This is a genomic window from Thalassovita sp. (assembly GCF_034670005.1).
Taxonomy (GTDB): Bacteria; Pseudomonadota; Alphaproteobacteria; order Rhodobacterales; family Rhodobacteraceae; genus Thalassobius.
In genome coordinates, this window is record NZ_JAXMOH010000002.1 from 625,635 (window position 1) to 644,985 (window position 19,351).

Below are 19,351 nucleotides of genomic sequence, written 5' to 3' on the forward strand. Positions count from 1 at the left end.
GCCGATGTTCGATCTTGGTGGGAGCGAGCTGCTGGTGATCGGCGTCGTGGCGCTGATCGTGGTGGGTCCGAAGGATCTGCCCGGGCTGTTCCGCACGGTCGGCAACTTTGTCGGCAAGGCTAAGGGCATGGCGCGCGAATTCAGCCGTGCGATGGATCAGGCGGCGGACGAAGCGGGCGTCAAGGATGTCACGGCGGGCCTGAAAGCCGCGGCGAATCCCACGCAGTTCGGTCTCGACAAGGTCAAGGATGCCGCAGGCGATCTGACCGACTGGAGCGCCGGCGACAAACCGCTGGACGATGACCGGGCCGACGCCGCCAGGAAAATTCAGGACGCTACCGCCAAGAAGGCGCAGGCGCGGCTTGATGCCGAAGCGGCGGCGAAAGACCCCGCGCCCGCCGACACGCCCGATGCCCCTGCGGCAGAACAGCCCCCCGCCGAGGACAAGGCATGACCAACACCGACGATTTGGAAGACAGCAGCGCGCCCCTGATCGAACATCTGGCCGAGCTGCGCACCCGGCTGATCCGCGCGATGATCGCGTTTGTCATCGGTATGGTGATCTGTTTTTCCTTCGGCGGTGCGATCCTTGATTTCCTGCTGATCCCGATCGAAAAAACCATGCGCGATCTGGGCAATCCCAATCCGGTGATGCAATACACCGCGCCGCAGGAATATTTCTTTACCCTGATCCGCATTTCGATGGTGGGCGGTCTGGCGCTGTCTTTTCCGGTCATTGCCCACCAGTTGTGGCGCTTTGTGGCTCCGGGGCTGTACAGGAACGAAAAAAGCGCGTTCCTGCCGTTCCTGATCGCCTCGCCCGCGTTGTTCCTTCTGGGGGCGGCGTTTGCCCATTTCGTGGTGATCCCGCTGGCGATGGCCTTTTTCCTGGGTTTTTCCGATTTTCCCTCTTTCGTTTCGGCGCTGCTGAGCGGTGAAGAGGCGACGCAAAGCGCCGATCACGGCATCGACATCGTGTTCAACGGCAAGGTCAATGAAACGCTCGACATCACGCTGAAGATGATCGTGGCCTTTGGCCTGTGTTTCCAATTGCCGGTACTGCTGACCCTGATGGGCAAGGCCGGACTGGCGACCGCTGCCGGGCTGCGCAATACCCGCAAATACGCCGTTGTCGGCATTCTGGTCGTGGCCGCTCTGGTCACGCCGCCGGATGTGACCACGCAGATCATCCTGTTCACCGTGGTTTACGGGCTTTACGAGATTTCGATTTTCCTGGTCGCCCGGGTGGAAACCAAACGCGAAGAGACGCTGCGCGCAGAGGGCTATTACGACGACGAGGATGAGGCCGAGGAAGACGATCCGCTGATGGCCGAATTCGACGAAGACGAGGATAGCGACGAGGGCAAGGCGTGAAAAAACGGCTGAAGCGGATTGCCGAGGCGCTGGAGCGGATCGCCCCTGCCCCACTGGCCGCCCCCGATTTCGATGGTGCCGACGCCTTTGTCTGGCATGTCGATCCGGACCGTTTGGAACCGGTGGACAAGGTCAACCGAATCGCACTGGACCTGCTGATCGGGGTTGACCGGACCCGCGACACGTTGCTGGCCAACACGCTGCAATTCGCCCAGGGGCTGCCGGCCAATAACGCGCTGCTCTGGGGGTCGCGCGGGATGGGCAAATCGTCAATCGTCAAGGCGATCCATGCCGAGATTCTGAACCAGGGCCATGCCGTCAAGATTGTCGAGCTGCAACGCGAAGACCTGCCATCGGTGTCGCGGCTGATGAACCTGCTGCGCGGCAGCGGACACCGGTTTTTGCTGTTTTGCGACGATCTGAGTTTCAGCCATGACGACCAGCATTACAAATCGCTGAAGGCGGTTCTGGATGGCGGCATCGAAGGACGGCCCGACAACGTGGTGTTCTATGCCACCTCGAACCGCCGTCACCTGATGCCGCGCGACATGATCGAAAATGAACGATCCAGCGCGATCAACCCGTCCGAGGCGGTCGAGGAAAAGGTATCCCTCAGCGACCGCTTCGGGCTGTGGCTGGGCTTCCATCCCTGCAGCCAGGACGAATACCTGGAAATGATCCGCGGCTATTGCGACGCCTACGGCGTGGCGGTGGACGAGGACACGCTGCGCGCCGAGGCCATCGAATGGCAGGCCACGCGCGGGGCCCGGTCGGGCCGGGTGGCGTGGCAGTATTTCACCGATCTGGCCGGGCGCAAGGGCGTGCGGATCTGAACCGGACGGGCGAAGCAACGCCTAGGCCGGCGCTTCGACCCCAAAGAACGCAAAAGCCCCCTTCCGAAAGGAAGGGGGCTTTGTTTTACCGCTGTCCGGGCACCCTAGGCGAAGACAGCGACAACTGCAGTAAGGATGGATGTCCAGTAATACAAAATCCCGAAACACTATCGGACTAGCTCATAGGTTACTTCTTTGAGATCCCTTCAAGGACCGATCCGATGTTTGCGACTAGCGCTGCACACGACGCCATGTCATTGGCCCAGAGATCATTGTGAACGATAGTGGAGAGGTTGTTTCCTGTTTCTGCTAGGGTTCGCAGGTACAGAGCAGCGTAGCCATCTCTGTTGTCGACAGCCACGTTGACGGCTTCAGCGTCTGTTTTTCCCTCCTGAACTGTCAGAAATATCACCGCAGTCTTCAGGAGACCGTCTGAATTATCTTCGGCACGCGTACGCAAGTCCTGAAGGCGTGCCATTTCCAGGGGATCATCCGTAAACACAAGCGCTTCTGCAATCACAGACCTCGTCGCTGCGTAGAACGCCGAACATCTTTGTAGCTGATCGCCGATATTATCGACGGTCAGATCGGGGAGTGGTGCCAAACTGTTCTGGGAGATCGCTTGTGTCGCGAAGCCAAATAAAATGAACGCTGAAAGTACTGGCGTGCTCTTCAAAGCGATCTCCTAGATGATCTACCTTTTTCTGATGCTAGCCGACCAGGCGGCTGATCACCACGGTGACCTCGGGCTTTTTGCCAATCTCCGATTGCGTGGTCTGGCGCACCGCCTTTTTCAGCGCTGTTTCCAGCTTGTCGTCATCCATCAGCGTCTTGCGGTCGGCGCGGCCGATGAATTGGCTCAGGTCTTCTTCCAGACAATCGACCAGCGGCGCGTTCGAGGTTCCGGTTTCCGCCAGCCCGCGCAATTCGCACCACGGATCACCCAGGGTTTCGTTATCTTCGTCCAGAATCAGCGTTACCAGAACATGACCGTTCAGCGCCATCCGGATGCGATCACGCACGATCCCGTCCATCGCGCCGATCTTGACCGACCCATCCAGATAGGTACGCCCGGTTTCGACAAAACCGCAGACCTTGGGCGCGTGGCCGGTCAGGTCCAGCATGGTGCCGTTGACCGCGATGGTCGAGGCATAGCCATTGCTTTGCGCCAGCTTGGCATGTTCACGCAGATGCCGGTGTTCGCCATGCATCGGAATGACCATTTCGGCATGGACCAGTTTGTGCATTTCGACCAGATCGGGGCGGTTGGCATGGCCCGACACGTGATAGCGCCCGGCGCTATCATCGACCACATCCACACCCATTTGCGAAAACTGGTTCATGATGCGGATCACACCGCGTTCATTACCGGGAATGGTTTTTGACGAAAACAGGAACAGATCGCCCTCTTTCAGGGTGATGCCGTTATATTTGCCATTGGCCAGCTGGGCGCTGGCGGCGCGGCGTTCGCCCTGCGACCCGGTGACCAGCAGCATCAGGTTTTCGCGCGGGATGTTGCGGGCGTCTTCGACCGGCACCACTTTGGGGAAATCGGACAGCACGCCGGTGGTGATCGAGGCTTCGATCATCCGCCGCATCGCCCGCCCCATCAGGCAGATCGAACGCCCGGCGCGTTCGCCGGCCTCGGCCAGGGTTTTGACCCGCGCCACGTTGGAGGCGAAGGTCGTCGCCACCACCATGCCCGAGGCTTCTTCGACCAGCGCTTCGATTTCGCTGCCGATGCTGGATTCGGACCGGCCCGCCACCGCGGTGAACACGTTGGTGGAATCGCAGATCAGCGCCTTGACCCCATCCTTGGCCACCGATCCCCAAAGTTCGGGATCGTAGGCTTCGCCGACGATCGGGGATTTGTCGAGCTTGAAATCGCCGGTATGGACCACCCGGCCCGCGGGTGTGTCGATGACCAGACCAGAGCTTTCCGGGATCGAATGTGAAATCGGCAGGAACCCGACCCTGAACGGCCCCGCCTGTACCGTTTCGGGCCAGGCCGACGTGGTGCGCACCACCTTGTCGGACAGGCCGTATTCGGCCAGTTTTCCGCGGGCGATATTGGCGGTGAAGGCACGGGCATAGACCGGCGCGCCCAGCCGGTCACACAAATGTCCGACCGCGCCAACATGGTCTTCGTGGGCATGGGTGATGAAAATCGCCTCCAGCCGGTCCTTGCGTTCCTCCAGCCAGGCGATATCGGGCATGATCAGGTCAACCCCGGGCGATCCGTCCATATCCGGGAAGGTCACCCCGAGATCGACCAGAATCAGCCGTTCCTTGTCTTCCGGCCCATAGCCGAAGACGTAACAATTCATTCCGATTTCCCCGGCTCCGCCGAGGGGAAGGTAGATCAGGCGATCAGTGCTCATAAGTTGCCCTGGTCCTTGTTATATTTGTGGATCACGGTCAGGCCGTGCATTGTCAGATCGTCTTCGATGGTGTCGAACAGGTGATCGGCCTTATCGAACAAAGGTGCCAGACCACCGGTCCCGACGACTTTCATCGGTTCGCCGTATTCAGCCTTGATACGGGTAATGATTCCCTCGATCAGGCCGGTATAGCCCCAGAACACCCCGGATTGAATACAGCCCACCGTATTGGTGCCGATCACCTTGTCGGGCTGGCTGATATCCACATGCGGCAGCGCCGCAGCGCCCTGATGCAGCGCCTCCAGGCTCAGGTTCACCCCCGGCGCAATGACACCGCCGACATAGGCCCCGTCATCGGCCACGACGTCGAAATTCGTCGCGGTGCCGAAATCGACCACCACCACATTGCCGCCATGCCGGTCATAGGCGCCGACGGCATTGGCCAGCCGGTCCGGCCCCGGCTGGGTGCCTTCGTCAACGCGCGGCACCACCGGCAGCAGGCAATCGGGCCTGCCCACCACCAGAGGCCGGCATCCGAAGAACCGGTCGCTGAAAACCCTCAGGTTGAAGACCACCCGCGGCACCGTCGAGCTGATGATGACATCGCGGATGTCGGCCTTGATGCCGTAATGGTTCACCAGCGTCGAATACCAGGTGAAATAGGCATCCGCCGTGCGCGCGTGATGCGTCGAGGTGCGCAAGGTACAGAGGAATTTTTCGCCATCCCAGATCGAGAAAACCGTATTGGTGTTGCCACAATCGATTGCCAGAAGCATACCCGCCCCCTTCAGAAAAAAATCTCGGCTGCCGGGATCGCGATGCGGCCCCGGGCCGTGGATAGGACAAGATTGCCTGCCGCGTCCACTGTTTCGAATGTTCCGGTCTCTTGGTGACGCAGGGTCCGGGCTGTGATCACCTCGCCCAGCCGGGCCGCACGGTCCAGCCACAGGCTGCGGATCGGAGCAAAGCCATAGGTGCGGAACTGCGCCTCGTACCCGGCATAGGCCGGGGCCAGCAGATCAAGGAATTCCTCGGGATCAAGCGCTATCCCGGTTTCGCCCAACAATGAAACGGGCGGGAAAGCGCCCGGCTCCACCTCGCCACTACCCGGCGCAGTTCGCAGGTTCACCCCGATGCCGATGGCAATATGGCTGACCCCACCCGAATCGCCGGCGCTTTCCAACAGGATACCGGCAACCTTGCCACCGTTCAGCAACACGTCGTTGGGCCATTTCAAAGACAAGCCGTCGCTGCGCCCGGTGGCGGCTACAAAAGCGTCGTACAAGGCCAGCGAGGCCACGAAGGACCGCAGCGCCACCTGATCGGCGGTCTCTGTCGGGCGCATGACCAGGGTGGCGGCGAAATTGCCCGCCGGATCGGACCAGGCCCGGCCACGGCGGCCGCGCCCGGCGGTTTGCTGCAACGCCAGAATCCATTCCGGTCCGGCCAGATCCGGCGCGACCCGCGCCGCTTCGGCATTGGTGCTGTCGATTTGGGCCAGCACCCGCTTGCCATATCCTGCCGGCCAGTCGCTCATTGCCCGTTCCCGTTTTTCATCTTGTTACAAATACTCCCGCCGGAGGCATCGCGCCCCGTCAGGGGCGCCTCTTAAAAATAAAGCGACGCGCCAGAGGCGCGTCACCATTTGATAGCGCTGCGCGAAAACCGGACGTCAGTTGACCAGCGTTGCCGCTGCCGCTGCCGCGATGCTTTCGATCCCGAACAGGTTCACGATCCCCACGACCATCGCCGCTGCCGAGGCCATCAACACCCCCCACAGGATCGGCGACCGGGTCTTGTCCAGAGGTTCGGCCTCGGTTCCGAAATACATGTAATAGACGATGCGCAGATAGTAGAAGGCACCGATCACCGAGGCGACCACGCCCAGCACCGCCAGCCAGATCAGACCGGCGTCATAGGCCGCTTTCAACACGTAGAATTTCCCGAAGAACCCAACCATCGGCGGCACCCCGGCAAGCGAGAACAGCAGCACCAGCATCGCCAGCGCCTTGCCCGGCTCGGCTTTGGAATACATGTTCAGCGCCTTGATATCGGTGACCGGCGCGCCGTCTTTTTCCAGCGACAGGATAAAGGCGAATGTGCCCAGGTTCATCGTCACGTAGATCGCCATGTAGATCAGCAGCGCCTGAACGCCAAAGGCGGTGCCCGCGGCCAGCCCCATCAGCGCATAGCCCATATGGGCGATCGAGGAATAGGCCATCAGCCGCTTGATATCGGTCTGCCCGATTGCCGCAACGGCGCCAACGACCATCGACAACAGCGACAACAGCGCGATCACCTGGCTCCAATCGGCGATGACCCCGCCAAAGGCGTCGTGCAATACGCGCGCCAGCAGCCCCATCGCCGCCATTTTCGGCGCGGTGGCGAAAAAGGCCGTGACCGGGGTCGGAGAGCCTTCGTAGACGTCCGGCGTCCACATGTGGAACGGCACCGCAGACACTTTGAACGCCAACCCGGAAATCACAAAGACCAGACCGAACAGCATCCCCAGCGAGGCATGACCGTCCGATGCCGCCTCGATGATGCCGGAAAACAGCGTGGTGCCGGCAAAGCCGTAAACCAGCGACGCGCCATAAAGCAGCAGGCCCGAAGACAGCGCACCGAGCACGAAATATTTCAGACCGGCCTCGGTCGACTTGACGCTGTCGCGGCGGATCGCGGCGACGACGTAAAGCGCCAGCGATTGCAGTTCCAGCCCCATGTAAAGCGCCATCAGGTCACCGGCAGAGACCATCACCATCATGCCGACAGCGGCCAGCGACAGCAGGATCGGATATTCGAAACGCTGCATTCCCTTGCGCGCCATGTAATCCTGGCTCATCACCAGAACGACGGCGGCAGACAACAGGATCGTCACCTTGGCGAAACGGGCAAAGCCGTCATCGTTGAACATGCCGCCAAAGGCGACATGATCGCCCTGCCCGGTCAGCCCGATCAAGGCGGCCAGCAGCGCCATCACCAATGCGGTGGTCCATGTCAGCAGCCCGGCCAGCTTGTCCTTGCCGGTATAGACCGCCGCCAGCAGCGCCAGCATCGCGTAGACCGCCAGCAGGATTTCGGGAAGGATAACGTTCAGATCAGCCTGGATCATCTCTCAGGGCTCCCGTTTTAATGCGATGCGGCGACTTGGGTCGCGTGGGACGCGTCCGCAAGAGCCAGGTCATGGTTGTGAATCAGCGCCTCGACCGAGGGACCGATGATATCGGTGACAAGCGACGGATAGACGCCCAAGAGCAGGGTCATCGCCACCAGCGGGGCAAAGATGCCTTTTTCCCGCGGGCTCATGTCCTGAATGGTTTTCAGGCTTTCCTTGATCAGATCGCCGAACACCACCCGGCGATAAAGCCAAAGCGCATAGGACGCCGACAGGATCACGCCAGAGGTCGCAACAGCCGCCACCCAGGTGTTGACCTGGAAAATCCCCATCAGCACCAGGAATTCGCCGATAAACCCAGAAGTCCCCGGCAGGCCGACATTGGCCATGGTAAAGAACATGAAGATCAGCGCATAGGCCGGCATCCGGTTCACCAGACCGCCATAGGCGTCGATGTCGCGGGTATGCATCCGGTCATAGATCACCCCAACGCAGAGGAACAGCGCCCCCGAGATGAAGCCGTGGCTGAGCATCTGGAAGATCGCGCCGTCGATCCCCTGCTGGTTCGCCGCGAAGATCCCCATCGTCACGTACCCCATATGGGCGACCGAAGAATAGGCGATCAGTTTCTTCATATCTTCCTGCACCAGCGCGACGAGCGACGTGTAGACGATGGCGATGGCCGACATCCAGAACACCAGCGGTGTCAGCACGTCCGCCCCCACCGGGAACATCGGCAGGCTGAACCGCAGGAAGCCGTAGCCGCCCATTTTCAACAGGATCGCGGCCAGCACGACCGACCCGGCGGTCGGCGCCTGCACGTGCGCGTCGGGCAGCCAGGTATGCACCGGCCACATCGGCATTTTCACCGCGAAGCTGGCAAAGAAGGCCAGGAACAGCATGGTTTGCAAACCGCCCACCACCTGAATACCCAGAATGCCGAAACTGTCGGAGGCGAATTGATGGTTCATCAGCGTCGGAATGTCGGTGGTACCGGCATCGGCATACATTGCCACCATCGCCACCAGCATCAGCACCGAGCCGAGGAAGGTATAAAGGAAAAACTTGAAGCTGGCATAGATCCGGTTCTTGCCGCCCCAGATGCCGATGATCAGGAACATCGGGATCAGGCCCGCCTCAAAAAACAGGTAGAACAGCACCAGATCCAGCGCCATGAACACGCCCAGCATCAGCGTTTCCAGAAGCAGGAAGGCGATCATGTATTCCTTGACCCGCTTTTCCACGCCCCAGCTGGCCCAGATGGTCAGCGGCATCATGAAAGTCGTCAGCATCACGAACAGAACCGAGATACCGTCGACCCCCATCTTGTATTTCAGGCCCATCAGCCATTCGCGTTCTTCGACATATTGGAAGCCGGTATTGGCCGGATCGAATTCAGCGAGGATGAACAACGACACCAGGAAGGTGACCACGGTGGCGATCAGCGCCAGCCATTTGGCGTTGCGTTGCGCGGCCGCATCTTCGCCGCGCAGGAAGATGGCGAGGATCGCCGCCGCCAGCGCAGGCAGGAAGGTGACCAGAGAGAGCAGACTGTCGTTCATTAGTGCGCTCCTCCGCTGAGCGTCATCCAGGTGATCAGCACCACGATGCCGATCACCATGGCAAAGGCATAAGTGAAGATGTAACCGGATTGCGCCCGGCCCGCGAGGCGGGTGAAGAAGGGAATGATCCCCATCGCCACGCCATTGATGGTGCCGTCGATGACATTGCCGTCACCGCGTTTCCACAGGAAGCGGCCGATCATCTTGGCGGGCTGAACAAAGAGGAAATCGTAGATTTCGTCGAAATACCACTTGTTCAGCAGGAACAGATAAAGCGGACGATTGGTTTCGGCCACTTTGGCGGGCAGAGACGGGTTCCAGATATAGAACCACACGGCAATCAAGAACCCGAGAACCATCGCGATGAACGGGCTGATCTTGACCCAGGTCGGCGAGTGGTGCGCGTCATTCAACACCGTGTTGTCGGGATGCATGAAGATCGCGCCCTGTGGAGCCATGCCGTGATCCATCGCGGCGGCGTGTTCTTGCGCCGCTGCCGGGGCAGCCTCGCCATGTCCGGTATCCGCTGCGGCGTGGGAATCCGCTGCGTCGCCATGACCGGCAGTTTCGCCTTCGGCCATTGCTTCGTGATGCGCCGGGATACCAAAGAAGGCATTGACCTTGTTGTGGTCGCCAAAGAACGACCCGTACCAGATCATCCCCGCGAAGACAGAGCCAAGCGCCAGCACGCCCAGCGGCACCAGCATCACGGTCGGGCTTTCATGCGCATGATCATGGGTATGCTTGTTGCCGCGGGCTTCGCCGTAGAAGGTCAGGAACATCAGCCGCCAGCTGTAGAAGCTGGTGAACAGCGCCGCGATGACCAGCATCCAGAAGGCATAGCCGCCTTGGGTGCCCGCCCAGGCGCTTTCGATGATGGCGTCCTTGGACACGAAGCCGGCAAAGCCGATCCAGCCGGTCAGCGGAATGCCGACCCCGGTGATGGCCAATGTGCCGATCATCATCGCCCAGAAGGTATAGGGCAGCTTTTTGCGCAGATTTCCGTAATTCCGCATGTCCTGTTCGTGATGCATGCCGTGGATCACCGACCCGGCGCCAAGGAACAGCATCGCCTTGAAGAAGGCGTGGGTCAGCAGGTGGAACATGGCGACCGAATAGACGCCAACACCGGCGGCGACGAACATGTAGCCGAGCTGCGACATGGTCGAATAGGCGATCACCCGTTTGATGTCGTTCTGCACCAGACCGATGGTGGCCGCGACGAATGCGGTGGTCGCCCCGAGGAAGGTGATGAAGGCCGTCGCTTCGGGCGCGTATTCCATCAGCGGCGACATCCGGCAGACAAGGAACACACCGGCGGTCACCATGGTCGCGGCGTGGATCAGCGCCGACACCGGGGTCGGGCCTTCCATCGCGTCGGGCAGCCATGTGTGCAGGAACAGTTGTGCCGATTTGCCCATCGCGCCGACGAACAGCAGGAAGGCCAGAAGGTTCGCGGCGTTCCATTCGGACCACAGGAAGCTGATCTGGGTTTCGGCCAGTTGCGAAGCCGAGGCGAAGACATCGTCAAACCGGATACTGTCGGTCAGGTAGAACAGGCCAAAAATGCCCAGAGCGAAACCGAAATCGCCAACCCGGTTGACCACGAAAGCCTTGATCGCGGCGGCGTTGGCGCTGGGTTTCTTGTAATAGAAGCCGATCAGCAGGTAGGACGCGACGCCCACGCCTTCCCAGCCGAAGAACATCTGCACCAGATTGTCGGCAGTCACCAGCATCAGCATGGCGAAGGTGAAGAAGGACAGGTAGGCGAAGAAGCGCGCCTTGTAGCTTTCGCCTTCGCCCCAGTTTTCGTCATGCGCCATGTAGCCGAAGCTGTAGAGATGGACCAGCGCCGACACGGTGGTAACCACGATCAGCATGATCGAGGTCAGCCGGTCGAGCCGGATCGACCATTCGGTGCTGAGGCTGCCCGACTGGATGAAGTCGAGGACATGGATGTGTTTCACCACTGCCGGATCATGGGTGAGGAACACCACCCACGACAGCAGGCAGGCCAGAAACAGCAGGCCGGTGGTGAGATATTGCGCGCCCTTCTCGGAAATGACGCGCCAGCCGAAACCGGCGATCAGCGAGCCGACGAGCGGGGCGAAAAGAATGATCGTTTCCATCTGGCTCAGCCTTTCATCACGTTGACGTCTTCGACGTCGATGGTGCCGCGGTTTCGGAAGAAGCAGACCAGGATCGCCAGCCCGATGGCGGCCTCGGCGGCGGCCACGGTCAGCACGAAGAGCGTAAAGACCTGTCCGACCAGATCGCCGAGAAAGCTGGAAAAGGCGACGAGGTTGATATTCACCGCCAGCAGCATCAGTTCGATCGACATCAGCAGGATGATAATGTTCTTCCGGTTCAGGAAGAGACCGAAGATGCCGATGACGAACAGCGCGGCGGCCACCGTCAGGTAATGTTCAATTCCTATCATGTCTGTCCCTCCGGGCCTGTGCCCGTCTTCTCTCTGGAGCCAGAGCCCCGTTTATTCCAGTTCGCCGTTGCGGCGCGACCGCCACCAGCGCAGCACGACCCAACCGAGCCCCGCCTTTACAATCCAGATCGCAGCGATTGCCGCTGCCCCGACCGACCCGATAGCCGATTTGGCCAGGACGATCAGATCGATCATCATACCGCCAGTCCGATGCCGGCGGAGCGGGCGGGGATCACAACCCCTGCCCCGGTTTCACGTCCTTCAGTTCCATCGCCTTGGCCGGATCGCGCCACATCTGGTGCAGCACGTTCTGGCGCTTGATATTGCTGCGATGGCGCAGGGTCAGCACGATGGCCCCGATCATCGCCACCAGCAGGATCAACCCGGCCAGTTGGAACAGCAGGAAATATTTGTCGTAAAGCAGCATCCCCAGAGCGGCCGTGTTGGTCACCCCGTCCGGCGTCACCGCGGCCCGCGCGTCAACGGCGTGTTCAGCGTAATCCCAGGCACCGTAAGCCATGGCGAATTGCATCAGCAGGATGACCCCGATCAGCAGCGCCAAGGGCAGGTATTTCGCCATTTCCGCCTTCAGTTCGGCGAAATCGACATCCAGCATCATCACCACGAACAGGAACAGCACCATGACTGCCCCCACATAGACAATGATCAGAAGCATGGCGACGAATTCCGCCCCCAACAACACGAACAGCCCCGCCGAAGACAGGAATGCCAGGATCAGCCACAGCACCGAATGCACCGGGTTGCGGCTGATCACGGTGAACAGCCCCCCGGCGATGGCGCAGATCGCGAACAGATAGAATGCCAGCGCTGCAATCGTCATGTTTCTTTATCCTCTTTATCGTCCATGATCTCACGGGCCAGTTCCATGCCCTTGGTCATGGCGGGAATGCCGGCAAACATCGACATCTGCGCGATGGTTTCGGCGATTTCATCCTTGGTGGCCCCGGATTCCAGCGCGTGGCGCACGGTCATCCGGATGCCGGTTTCATTTTGCGCACCCTGCATCACCAGCCCTGCCAGCGTCAGCAGCAGCCGGGTTTTCGCATCCAGCCCGTCCTTGCTGATGCCCTTGCCAAAGGCCATTTCCATCATGTCCTTGGGCATGGTCGGCCACAGCGTTTCGAACCCTTTCGGTGAAAAGGATTCCAGCGCAGGGTTCATGGCTTTCGCCATCGCCTGGGCCTGTTTCATCATCAGTTCGAAAGGGTTGGTGGGATCGCTCATCGGTACGGTGCATCCAGTTCGAGGTTGCGGGCAATCTCGGCTTCCCAGCGGTCGCCGTTTTCCAGCAGTTTTGCCTTGTCGTAGAACAGTTCTTCGCGGGTTTCGGTGGCGAATTCGAAATTCGGACCCTCGACGATGGCATCGACCGGGCAGGCTTCCTGACAGAAGCCGCAATAGATGCATTTGGTCATGTCGATGTCATAGCGCGTGGTGCGGCGGCTGCCATCGTCGCGCGGTTCGGCGTCGATGGTGATCGCCTGCGCCGGGCAGATCGCTTCGCACAGTTTGCAGGCGATGCAGCGCTCTTCCCCGTTGGGATAGCGGCGCAGCGCGTGTTCGCCGCGGAAGCGCGGGCTCAGCGGGCCCTTTTCATGCGGGTAGTTCAGCGTCGCCTTGGGGGCGAAGAAGTATTTCAGCCCCAGCCGGAAGCCTTTGACGAAATCCGCCAGCAGGAAGTATTTGGCCGCGCGGCCGTAATCGATCTGAGTCATCTTGTTTACTCCGCTCCAGACAGGACTTGGAGGCCGTTGGTCCAGTTGTCTAAGTTCGCCAAATCCTCAAGGATTTTATCGTTTACGCCTTCAAGCTTTTTACCTTCTACAGCAACTTTGATGGCATCATCTAAAGTCTCGTGGTGTCCCAGATTTTCATTTTGTTCTGTCAGCAAGAAGCGGCCATCATGTCGCCAAATAGTAAAATCCAGATCATTCCGGGAGTAGGAGTAGAATTTAGTGAATGAGGTCATTTAATCAGCCCCCAATCGCCCAGCGGGCATAGGCGCCGCCGAAGGCTTCGAATTTTGCAAGGAACGCCACGATCACCACCCAGCCCAGCGACATCGGCAGGAACACTTTCCAGCCAATGCGCATCAGCTGGTCATAGCGGTAACGCGGCGTGATCGCCTTGACCATTGAGAAGATGAAGAAGACGAAGCACATCTTGCCCACCATCCACAGGATGCCGTCGGGCAGGCCCGGGATCGGCGACAGCCAGCCGCCGAAGAACAGCAGCGTGGTCAGCGCGCACATCAGCACCACCGCCACCAGTTCGCCGATCATAAACAGCAGGAACGGGGTCGAGCTGTATTCGACCTGATAGCCGGCGACCAGTTCGCTTTCTGCTTCGGGCAGGTCAAACGGCGGACGGTTGGTTTCGGCCAGCGCCGAGATGAAGAACAAAAACAGCATCGGGAAATGCGGCAGCCAGTACCAGCTGAACAGCCCGTAAGAGCCATCCTGTGCCTGCACGATGTCACCGAAATTCATCGAACCGGTCGAGATGATCACGCCAATGATGATCAGACCGATGGAGACTTCGTAGGAAATCATCTGCGCGGCAGAGCGCAGGCTGCCCAGGAACGGGTATTTCGAGTTCGACGCCCAGCCGCCCATGATTACGCCGTAAACTTCCAGCGAAGAGATCGCGAAGACATAGAGGATGGCGACGTTGATATCGCTGATCACCCAACCATCGTTGAACGGGATCACCGCCCAGGCGATCAGAGCCATCACAAGGCTGATCATCGGGGCCAGCAGGAAAACCACCTTGTCGGCCCCGGCGGGAAAGACGACCTCTTTCACGATGTATTTCAGAAAGTCCGCAAAACTTTGCAGCAGACCGAAAACGCCCACCACGTTGGGACCGCGACGCATCTGCACGGCGGCCCAGATTTTACGGTCGGCATACATCAGGAAGGCCAGAGCCACCAAAAGCGGAATGACGAGCAGGAACACCTGTCCGATGATCACCAGCGCCATGCCTAGATATGTGTTCGCAAAGAAATCTGCCATTTGGTCCTCACACCATCGGTATTCCGTTTTCCGCGCAATGCGCGACGACGACTTCGGCGTCTATCGTCTTAGATCCGCGGGGCAGCGCGGGCGAGATGGTATAGATCGCATCTGCGCGCCACAGGCCGCCTGTTTCATCGACATTCGTGCGCAAGTGACGCGCGAAGCCATATCCCCGGATCAGCGTATATTGCGCAGCCGCGCATTGTGCATAATCCGCTACATCTTCGCCCGAACGGGCGCCGGTCATTACCACCACGAAGCCGACAAGATCGCCTTCGAGAAGCCGCGTTTCAACGCCCTTGTAATCCGGGCGGAATGCCATCTGTTCCGGCTGCGCCTCGACGCAACCGGCGATTGGCAGCGCCGCCAGAAGGGATATGAACGCGGCCCGTTTCATCACTCGGCGGCCACCTTGGTTGCGCCACGCGCCTTGCTGTTGGCCGAAAGTTCCGCCATCAGCTGGCTCGCCCGCGCAATCGGGTTGGTCAGGTAGAAATCGGCAATCGCCTCAACGAAGGCGGCCGGTTTCAGTTTGGTCACCTCAAGCGGCTGCCAGTCGTTTTCGATCACCTGGTCGATCTGTTTCAGATGCGGCACCTCAGCGACCAGCGCCTGACGCAATTGGGCCAGGCTGTCATAGGGCAGCGCGGCGCCCAGTTCCGCCGACAGCGCCCGCAGGATCGCCCAGTTTTCCTTGGCCTCGCCCGGGGCGAACCCGGCACGCAGGGCCAGCTGTGGGCGGCCTTCGGTGTTGACGAACAGACCGTTTTCTTCGGTATAGGCGGCACCCGGCAGGATCACGTCGGCACGATGTGCGCCGCGATCGCCATGACTGCCCTGATAGATCACGAAGGGGCCTTCGGCGATATCGATCTCGTCGGCACCAAGGTTATAGACCACTTCGGCGCCGTCCAGCGCTGCGGTCATGCCGCCTTGGGTCACGGCACCCAGATCCATCGCGCCGACGCGGGAAGCAGCGGTGTGCAGCACCATCATCTTGCCGCCCAGTTTTTCGGTCAGTTGCATCGCGCGGCCGAGCACGGCAGCGCCGTCGCCTTCGGTGATCGCGCCCTGACCGACGATGACAAGCGCGCCTTCGGTCGCCGCGACCTTGTCGGCGAGTTCGTTCAGCGGTTTGCGACCGGGACCGTGCCATTCGTAATCATAGGTCAGGTCCATGCCTTCGGTGCCGATGACATGCACGTTGGCACCGTTGATCCACGCCTTGCGAACGCGGGAATTCAGCACCGGCGCCTCAACCCGCGGGTTCGACCCGATCAGGTAGATTTCCCTGGCCGTATCGATGTCTTCGATCGCCGCCGTGCCGACATAGGCCGACCGGTTGCCGGCAGGCAGTACCGCGCCGTTGGTGCGGCATTCGATGCTGCCGTCCAGCCCTTCGACCATCTGTTTCAGCGCGAACACGGCTTCGACCGGGGCCAGATCGCCGACCAGAGCGGCGACTTTCTTGCCCTTCATCGCGGCGGCGGCGGCTGTCAGGGCTTCGCCCCAGCTGGCTTTGCGCAGCTTGCCGTTTTCACGGATATAGGGCGTGTCGAGACGCTGGCGGCGCAGACCGTCCCAGATGAAGCGGGTCTTGTCGGAAATCCATTCTTCGTTCACGCCGTCATGGTTGCGCGGCAGGATGCGCATGACTTCGCGGCCCTTGGTATCGACCCGGATGTTCGAACCAAGCGCATCCATCACGTCGATGGTTTCGGTCTTAGTCAGTTCCCACGGACGGGCGGTAAAAGCATAGGGTTTGCTGACCAGCGCGCCGACCGGGCACAGGTCGATGATGTTGCCCTGCATGTTGCTGTCGAGCGTTTCGCCCAGATAAGAGGTGATTTCGCTGTCTTCGCCGCGCCCGGTCTGGCCCATCTGGGTGATGCCGGCGACTTCGGAAGTGAAGCGCACGCAACGGGTGCAGGAAATGCAGCGGGTCATGTGGGTTTCGACCAGCGGGCCGAGATTCAGATCCTCTGACGCCCGTTTCGGTTCGCGGTAGCGGGAAAAATCGACACCGTAAGCCATCGCCTGATCCTGCAGGTCGCATTCACCGCCCTGATCGCAGATCGGGCAATCCAGCGGATGGTTGATCAGCAGGAATTCCATCACGCCTTCGCGGGCCTTTTTCACCATCGGCGAATTGGTTTTCACCACTGGCGGCTGGCCTTCGGGACCGGGGCGCAGATCGCGCACCTGCATGGCGCAGCTTGCTGCCGGTTTCGGCGGGCCGCCGACCACTTCGACAAGACACATCCGGCAGTTGCCAGCAATCGACAGGCGTTCGTGGTAACAGAAGCGCGGGATTTCCACCCCGGCCTGTTCACAAGCCTGAATCAGGGTCATTGCCCCTTCAACTTCGATCTCCTGGTCATCGATGACGATCTTGCGTAGGTCCGACATCTGGCCTCACTTTGCTTTCAACAGGACACCGACTTGGCTGTTTTGCGCGATTTCGGCATGGCCGAGAGTGCACAGATCGCCAGTATCGGCGGGGTTCAACCCCTTGGATTTCACATAGGCTTCGCCGCGGTCGCGCATGCGGGCCTTTTCTTCATCGCTTTTGACGTATTCTTTGATTTCCGCGTCGCTGTAGCCCATCGCCCTGGCGGTGTTCTTCAGCGAATTGAGGAACAGCAGCCCCTTCAGGGTGCGCGGCTTGATTTGGTCGCATTTGTCGCTGATTTCGATGGCCAGAGCCACCCACAGCATATTGTTATCAATCTTAGGCACATCGCGCAGCGGCAGTTTTGCCTCGGCGCTTGCCGCAGTGGTCAGAACCAGCCCCAAAGCCAGCGCGCTCATCGGGATCATTTTCATATCGCATCTCCTTTGCAGATCGGGACGATCCGCGCCGCTTTGCGGCGCGCGCCCCGGTCAGAGATGCGTTTGCACCCGACTGTTATGCAATAACAGCCCGTGTAACGCGTTGATATGACGGCGAAACCGTTCATCCCAAACACCGCCCCGCCAACTGTAGCGTGTCGTCGGCAATGGTCAGATTTTCGGCTTTTGCATCCGGTCCGGCGGACCAGTCGACTTCGGAATTGCCGAATTCGGAAACGCAATACTTGGTCGCTTCGTAGCGGCCTGCTTCGCGTGCGGGGTCCAAACCCTGAGACACCGGGGCGACCGAGATGGTGAAGGCCATCTTGTCATCCTTGTCGGCGTTCAGACGGGCCTTGAAATACATCCCGTCAAAGGCCACGCGGCTATTGGCGCCCTGGATCTTATCCCGCACACCGCACCCGGCCAGCAACCCTGCCGTCAGAAGAAGGATGAAAGCGCCCCGCATTCCCCGTTACTCCGCCGCCATCGAGCCGGTGCGGCCGGTTTTCTGCGCCTTGATGCGGTCTTCGATTTCCTCGCGGAAGTTGCGGATCAGGCCCTGGATCGGCCAGGCCGCCGCGTCGCCAAGGGCGCAGATCGTGTGGCCTTCGACCTGCTTGGTCACATCCCACAGCATGTCGATTTCTTCCGGTTCGGCTTCGCCTTTGACCAGCCGGTCCATCACCCGCATCATCCAGCCGGTGCCTTCGCGGCAGGGCGTACACTGACCGCAGCTTTCGTGCTTGTAGAATTTCGACAGGCGCCAGATCGCTTTGACGATATCGGTGGATTTATCCATCACGATCACCGCCGCAGTGCCAAGGCCGGAGCCCAGTTCGCCACGCAGGTAATCGAAATCCATGATCGCGTCGCGCATGTTTTCACCGCGCACGCAAGGCACCGAGGATCCGCCGGGGATTACCGCCAACAGGTTGTCCCAGCCGCCGCGAATGCCGCCGCAATGCTTTTCGATCAGTTCCTCGAAGGAGATCGACATCGCCTCTTCGACGACGCAGGGATTGTTGACGTGGCCGGAGATCGCGAACAGCTTGGTGCCCGAATTGTTGGGGCGGCCAAAACCGGCGAACCATTCCGGGCCACGGCGCAGGATGGTCGGCACCACTGCGATGGATTCGACGTTGTTCACCGTGGTCGGGCAACCGTAAAGACCGGCACCGGCGGGGAATGGCGGTTTCATCCGCGGCATGCCCTTCTTGCCTTCAAGGCTTTCCAGAAGCGCGGTTTCTTCGCCGCAGATATAGGCCCCTGCCCCGTGATGCAGGTAGAGGTCGAAATCCCAGCCCGATCCGGCGGCGTTCGGTCCCAGCAGACCGGCGTCGTAGGCTTCGTCGATGGCGGCCTGAAGCGCTTCGCGTTCGCGGATATATTCGCCACGGATATAGATATAGGCGGCATTCGCGTTCATCGCGAAGGACGCGATCAGGCACCCTTCGATCAGCGTGTGCGGATCGTGGCGCATGATTTCGCGGTCTTTGCAGGTGCCCGGTTCGGATTCGTCCGCATTGACCACCAGATAGGACGGGCGGCCGTCGCTTTCTTTCGGCATGAAGGACCATTTCAGGCCGGTGGGGAACCCCGCACCGCCGCGACCGCGCAGGCCCGATGCCTTCATCTGGTCCACGATCCAGTCGCGGCCCTTCTGGATGATGCCGGCGGTGCCATCCCAATGTCCACGTGCCTTTGCCCCCGCCAGATTGCGGTCATGCATCCCGTAGATATTGGTGAAGATACGGTCCTGGTCCTTCAGCATGC

The 19,351-nt window shown here is 60.3% G+C and carries 22 protein-coding genes; 3 read left to right on the top strand and 19 right to left on the bottom strand.

All coding sequences use genetic code 11. The features are described 5' to 3' along the window. Window positions 1-4: 4 nt before the first annotated feature. The 3 genes from tatB to VOI23_RS06975 are packed head-to-tail and all read left to right on the top strand — an operon-like array spanning window position 5 to window position 2,207. A complete protein-coding gene (gene tatB / locus VOI23_RS06965; RefSeq protein WP_323783470.1) occupies window positions 5-454 on the top strand; it encodes a Sec-independent protein translocase protein TatB in 450 nt (149 codons plus the stop codon). Further along, the gene (gene tatC / locus VOI23_RS06970) at window positions 451-1,374 is read left to right on the top strand and encodes a twin-arginine translocase subunit TatC (protein WP_323783472.1); all 924 of its coding nucleotides are present in this window, start codon (window positions 451-453) and stop codon (window positions 1,372-1,374) included. Before tatB ends, tatC begins: the two co-directional genes overlap by 4 nt. Further along, on the top strand, window positions 1,371-2,207 hold the full coding sequence (locus VOI23_RS06975) for an ATP-binding protein (protein WP_323783474.1): 837 nt from the start codon (window positions 1,371-1,373) through the stop codon (window positions 2,205-2,207). The genes tatC and VOI23_RS06975 overlap by 4 nt, the downstream gene beginning before the upstream one ends. A 187-nt stretch (window positions 2,208-2,394) precedes the next feature. Here VOI23_RS06975 and VOI23_RS06980 read toward each other — a convergent pair whose 3' ends face one another. The 19 genes from VOI23_RS06980 to nuoF form a co-directional block, all read right to left on the bottom strand. Further along, window positions 2,395-2,883 (bottom strand): hypothetical protein, encoded by a 489-nt coding sequence (locus VOI23_RS06980; protein WP_323783476.1) that lies wholly within the window; start codon window positions 2,881-2,883, stop codon window positions 2,395-2,397. Window positions 2,884-2,917: 34 nt separating this feature from the next. Further along, on the bottom strand, window positions 2,918-4,588 hold the full coding sequence (locus VOI23_RS06985; RefSeq protein WP_323783478.1) for a ribonuclease J: 1,671 nt from the start codon (window positions 4,586-4,588) through the stop codon (window positions 2,918-2,920). Continuing rightward, complete coding sequence (locus VOI23_RS06990; protein WP_323783480.1) at window positions 4,585-5,364, bottom strand: type III pantothenate kinase; 780 nt, start codon at window positions 5,362-5,364, stop codon at window positions 4,585-4,587. The genes VOI23_RS06985 and VOI23_RS06990 overlap by 4 nt, the downstream gene beginning before the upstream one ends. An 11-nt stretch (window positions 5,365-5,375) precedes the next feature. Next, window positions 5,376-6,125 carry a biotin--[acetyl-CoA-carboxylase] ligase gene (locus VOI23_RS06995; RefSeq protein WP_323783482.1) on the bottom strand — a complete coding sequence of 250 codons (750 nt, stop codon included), beginning with the start codon at window positions 6,123-6,125 and terminating at the stop codon, window positions 5,376-5,378. Between the two features lie 135 nt (window positions 6,126-6,260). After that, window positions 6,261-7,700: an NADH-quinone oxidoreductase subunit NuoN gene (gene nuoN / locus VOI23_RS07000; RefSeq protein WP_323783484.1), complete on the bottom strand. Its 1,440-nt coding sequence runs from the start codon at window positions 7,698-7,700 to the stop codon at window positions 6,261-6,263. 17 nt (window positions 7,701-7,717) lie between these two features. Continuing rightward, window positions 7,718-9,265 (bottom strand): NADH-quinone oxidoreductase subunit M, encoded by a 1,548-nt coding sequence (locus tag VOI23_RS07005; RefSeq protein ID WP_323783486.1) that lies wholly within the window; start codon window positions 9,263-9,265, stop codon window positions 7,718-7,720. Next, a complete protein-coding gene (nuoL, locus tag VOI23_RS07010; RefSeq protein WP_323783488.1) occupies window positions 9,265-11,394 on the bottom strand; it encodes an NADH-quinone oxidoreductase subunit L in 2,130 nt (709 codons plus the stop codon). The genes VOI23_RS07005 and nuoL overlap by 1 nt, the downstream gene beginning before the upstream one ends. A gap of 5 nt (window positions 11,395-11,399) precedes the next feature. Then, complete coding sequence (gene nuoK / locus VOI23_RS07015) at window positions 11,400-11,705, bottom strand: NADH-quinone oxidoreductase subunit NuoK (protein WP_058263414.1); 306 nt, start codon at window positions 11,703-11,705, stop codon at window positions 11,400-11,402. Between the two features lie 51 nt (window positions 11,706-11,756). After that, on the bottom strand, window positions 11,757-11,903 hold the full coding sequence (locus VOI23_RS07020; RefSeq protein ID WP_323783489.1) for a hypothetical protein: 147 nt from the start codon (window positions 11,901-11,903) through the stop codon (window positions 11,757-11,759). 34 nt (window positions 11,904-11,937) lie between these two features. Then, window positions 11,938-12,546 (bottom strand): NADH-quinone oxidoreductase subunit J, encoded by a 609-nt coding sequence (locus VOI23_RS07025; protein ID WP_323783491.1) that lies wholly within the window; start codon window positions 12,544-12,546, stop codon window positions 11,938-11,940. Beyond that, a complete protein-coding gene (locus VOI23_RS07030) occupies window positions 12,543-12,950 on the bottom strand; it encodes a carboxymuconolactone decarboxylase family protein (protein ID WP_323783493.1) in 408 nt (135 codons plus the stop codon). The genes VOI23_RS07025 and VOI23_RS07030 overlap by 4 nt, the downstream gene beginning before the upstream one ends. Continuing rightward, window positions 12,947-13,441 (bottom strand): NADH-quinone oxidoreductase subunit NuoI, encoded by a 495-nt coding sequence (nuoI, locus tag VOI23_RS07035; protein WP_323783495.1) that lies wholly within the window; start codon window positions 13,439-13,441, stop codon window positions 12,947-12,949. The genes VOI23_RS07030 and nuoI overlap by 4 nt, the downstream gene beginning before the upstream one ends. Window positions 13,442-13,446: 5 nt before the next feature. Next, the gene (locus VOI23_RS07040) at window positions 13,447-13,695 is read right to left on the bottom strand and encodes a hypothetical protein (protein ID WP_323783497.1); all 249 of its coding nucleotides are present in this window, start codon (window positions 13,693-13,695) and stop codon (window positions 13,447-13,449) included. Between the two features lie 4 nt (window positions 13,696-13,699). Continuing rightward, on the bottom strand, window positions 13,700-14,740 hold the full coding sequence (nuoH, locus tag VOI23_RS07045; protein ID WP_323783499.1) for an NADH-quinone oxidoreductase subunit NuoH: 1,041 nt from the start codon (window positions 14,738-14,740) through the stop codon (window positions 13,700-13,702). Between the two features lie 7 nt (window positions 14,741-14,747). After that, complete coding sequence (locus VOI23_RS07050; RefSeq protein WP_323783501.1) at window positions 14,748-15,140, bottom strand: hypothetical protein; 393 nt, start codon at window positions 15,138-15,140, stop codon at window positions 14,748-14,750. Next, a complete protein-coding gene (gene nuoG / locus VOI23_RS07055; RefSeq protein WP_323783503.1) occupies window positions 15,140-17,152 on the bottom strand; it encodes an NADH-quinone oxidoreductase subunit NuoG in 2,013 nt (670 codons plus the stop codon). Before nuoG ends, VOI23_RS07050 begins: the two co-directional genes overlap by 1 nt. Window positions 17,153-17,158: 6 nt before the next feature. Further along, window positions 17,159-17,569, bottom strand: a complete 411-nt coding sequence (locus tag VOI23_RS07060) for a DUF5333 domain-containing protein (protein ID WP_323783505.1) — start codon at window positions 17,567-17,569, stop codon at window positions 17,159-17,161. A 130-nt stretch (window positions 17,570-17,699) separates the two neighbouring features. Then, window positions 17,700-18,044 carry a hypothetical protein gene (locus VOI23_RS07065; RefSeq protein WP_323783506.1) on the bottom strand — a complete coding sequence of 115 codons (345 nt, stop codon included), beginning with the start codon at window positions 18,042-18,044 and terminating at the stop codon, window positions 17,700-17,702. Window positions 18,045-18,050: 6 nt separating this feature from the next. After that, window positions 18,051-19,349, bottom strand: coding sequence for an NADH-quinone oxidoreductase subunit NuoF (gene nuoF, locus VOI23_RS07070; RefSeq protein WP_323783507.1), 1,299 nt, complete (start codon window positions 19,347-19,349; stop codon window positions 18,051-18,053). Window positions 19,350-19,351 lie beyond the last annotated feature (2 nt).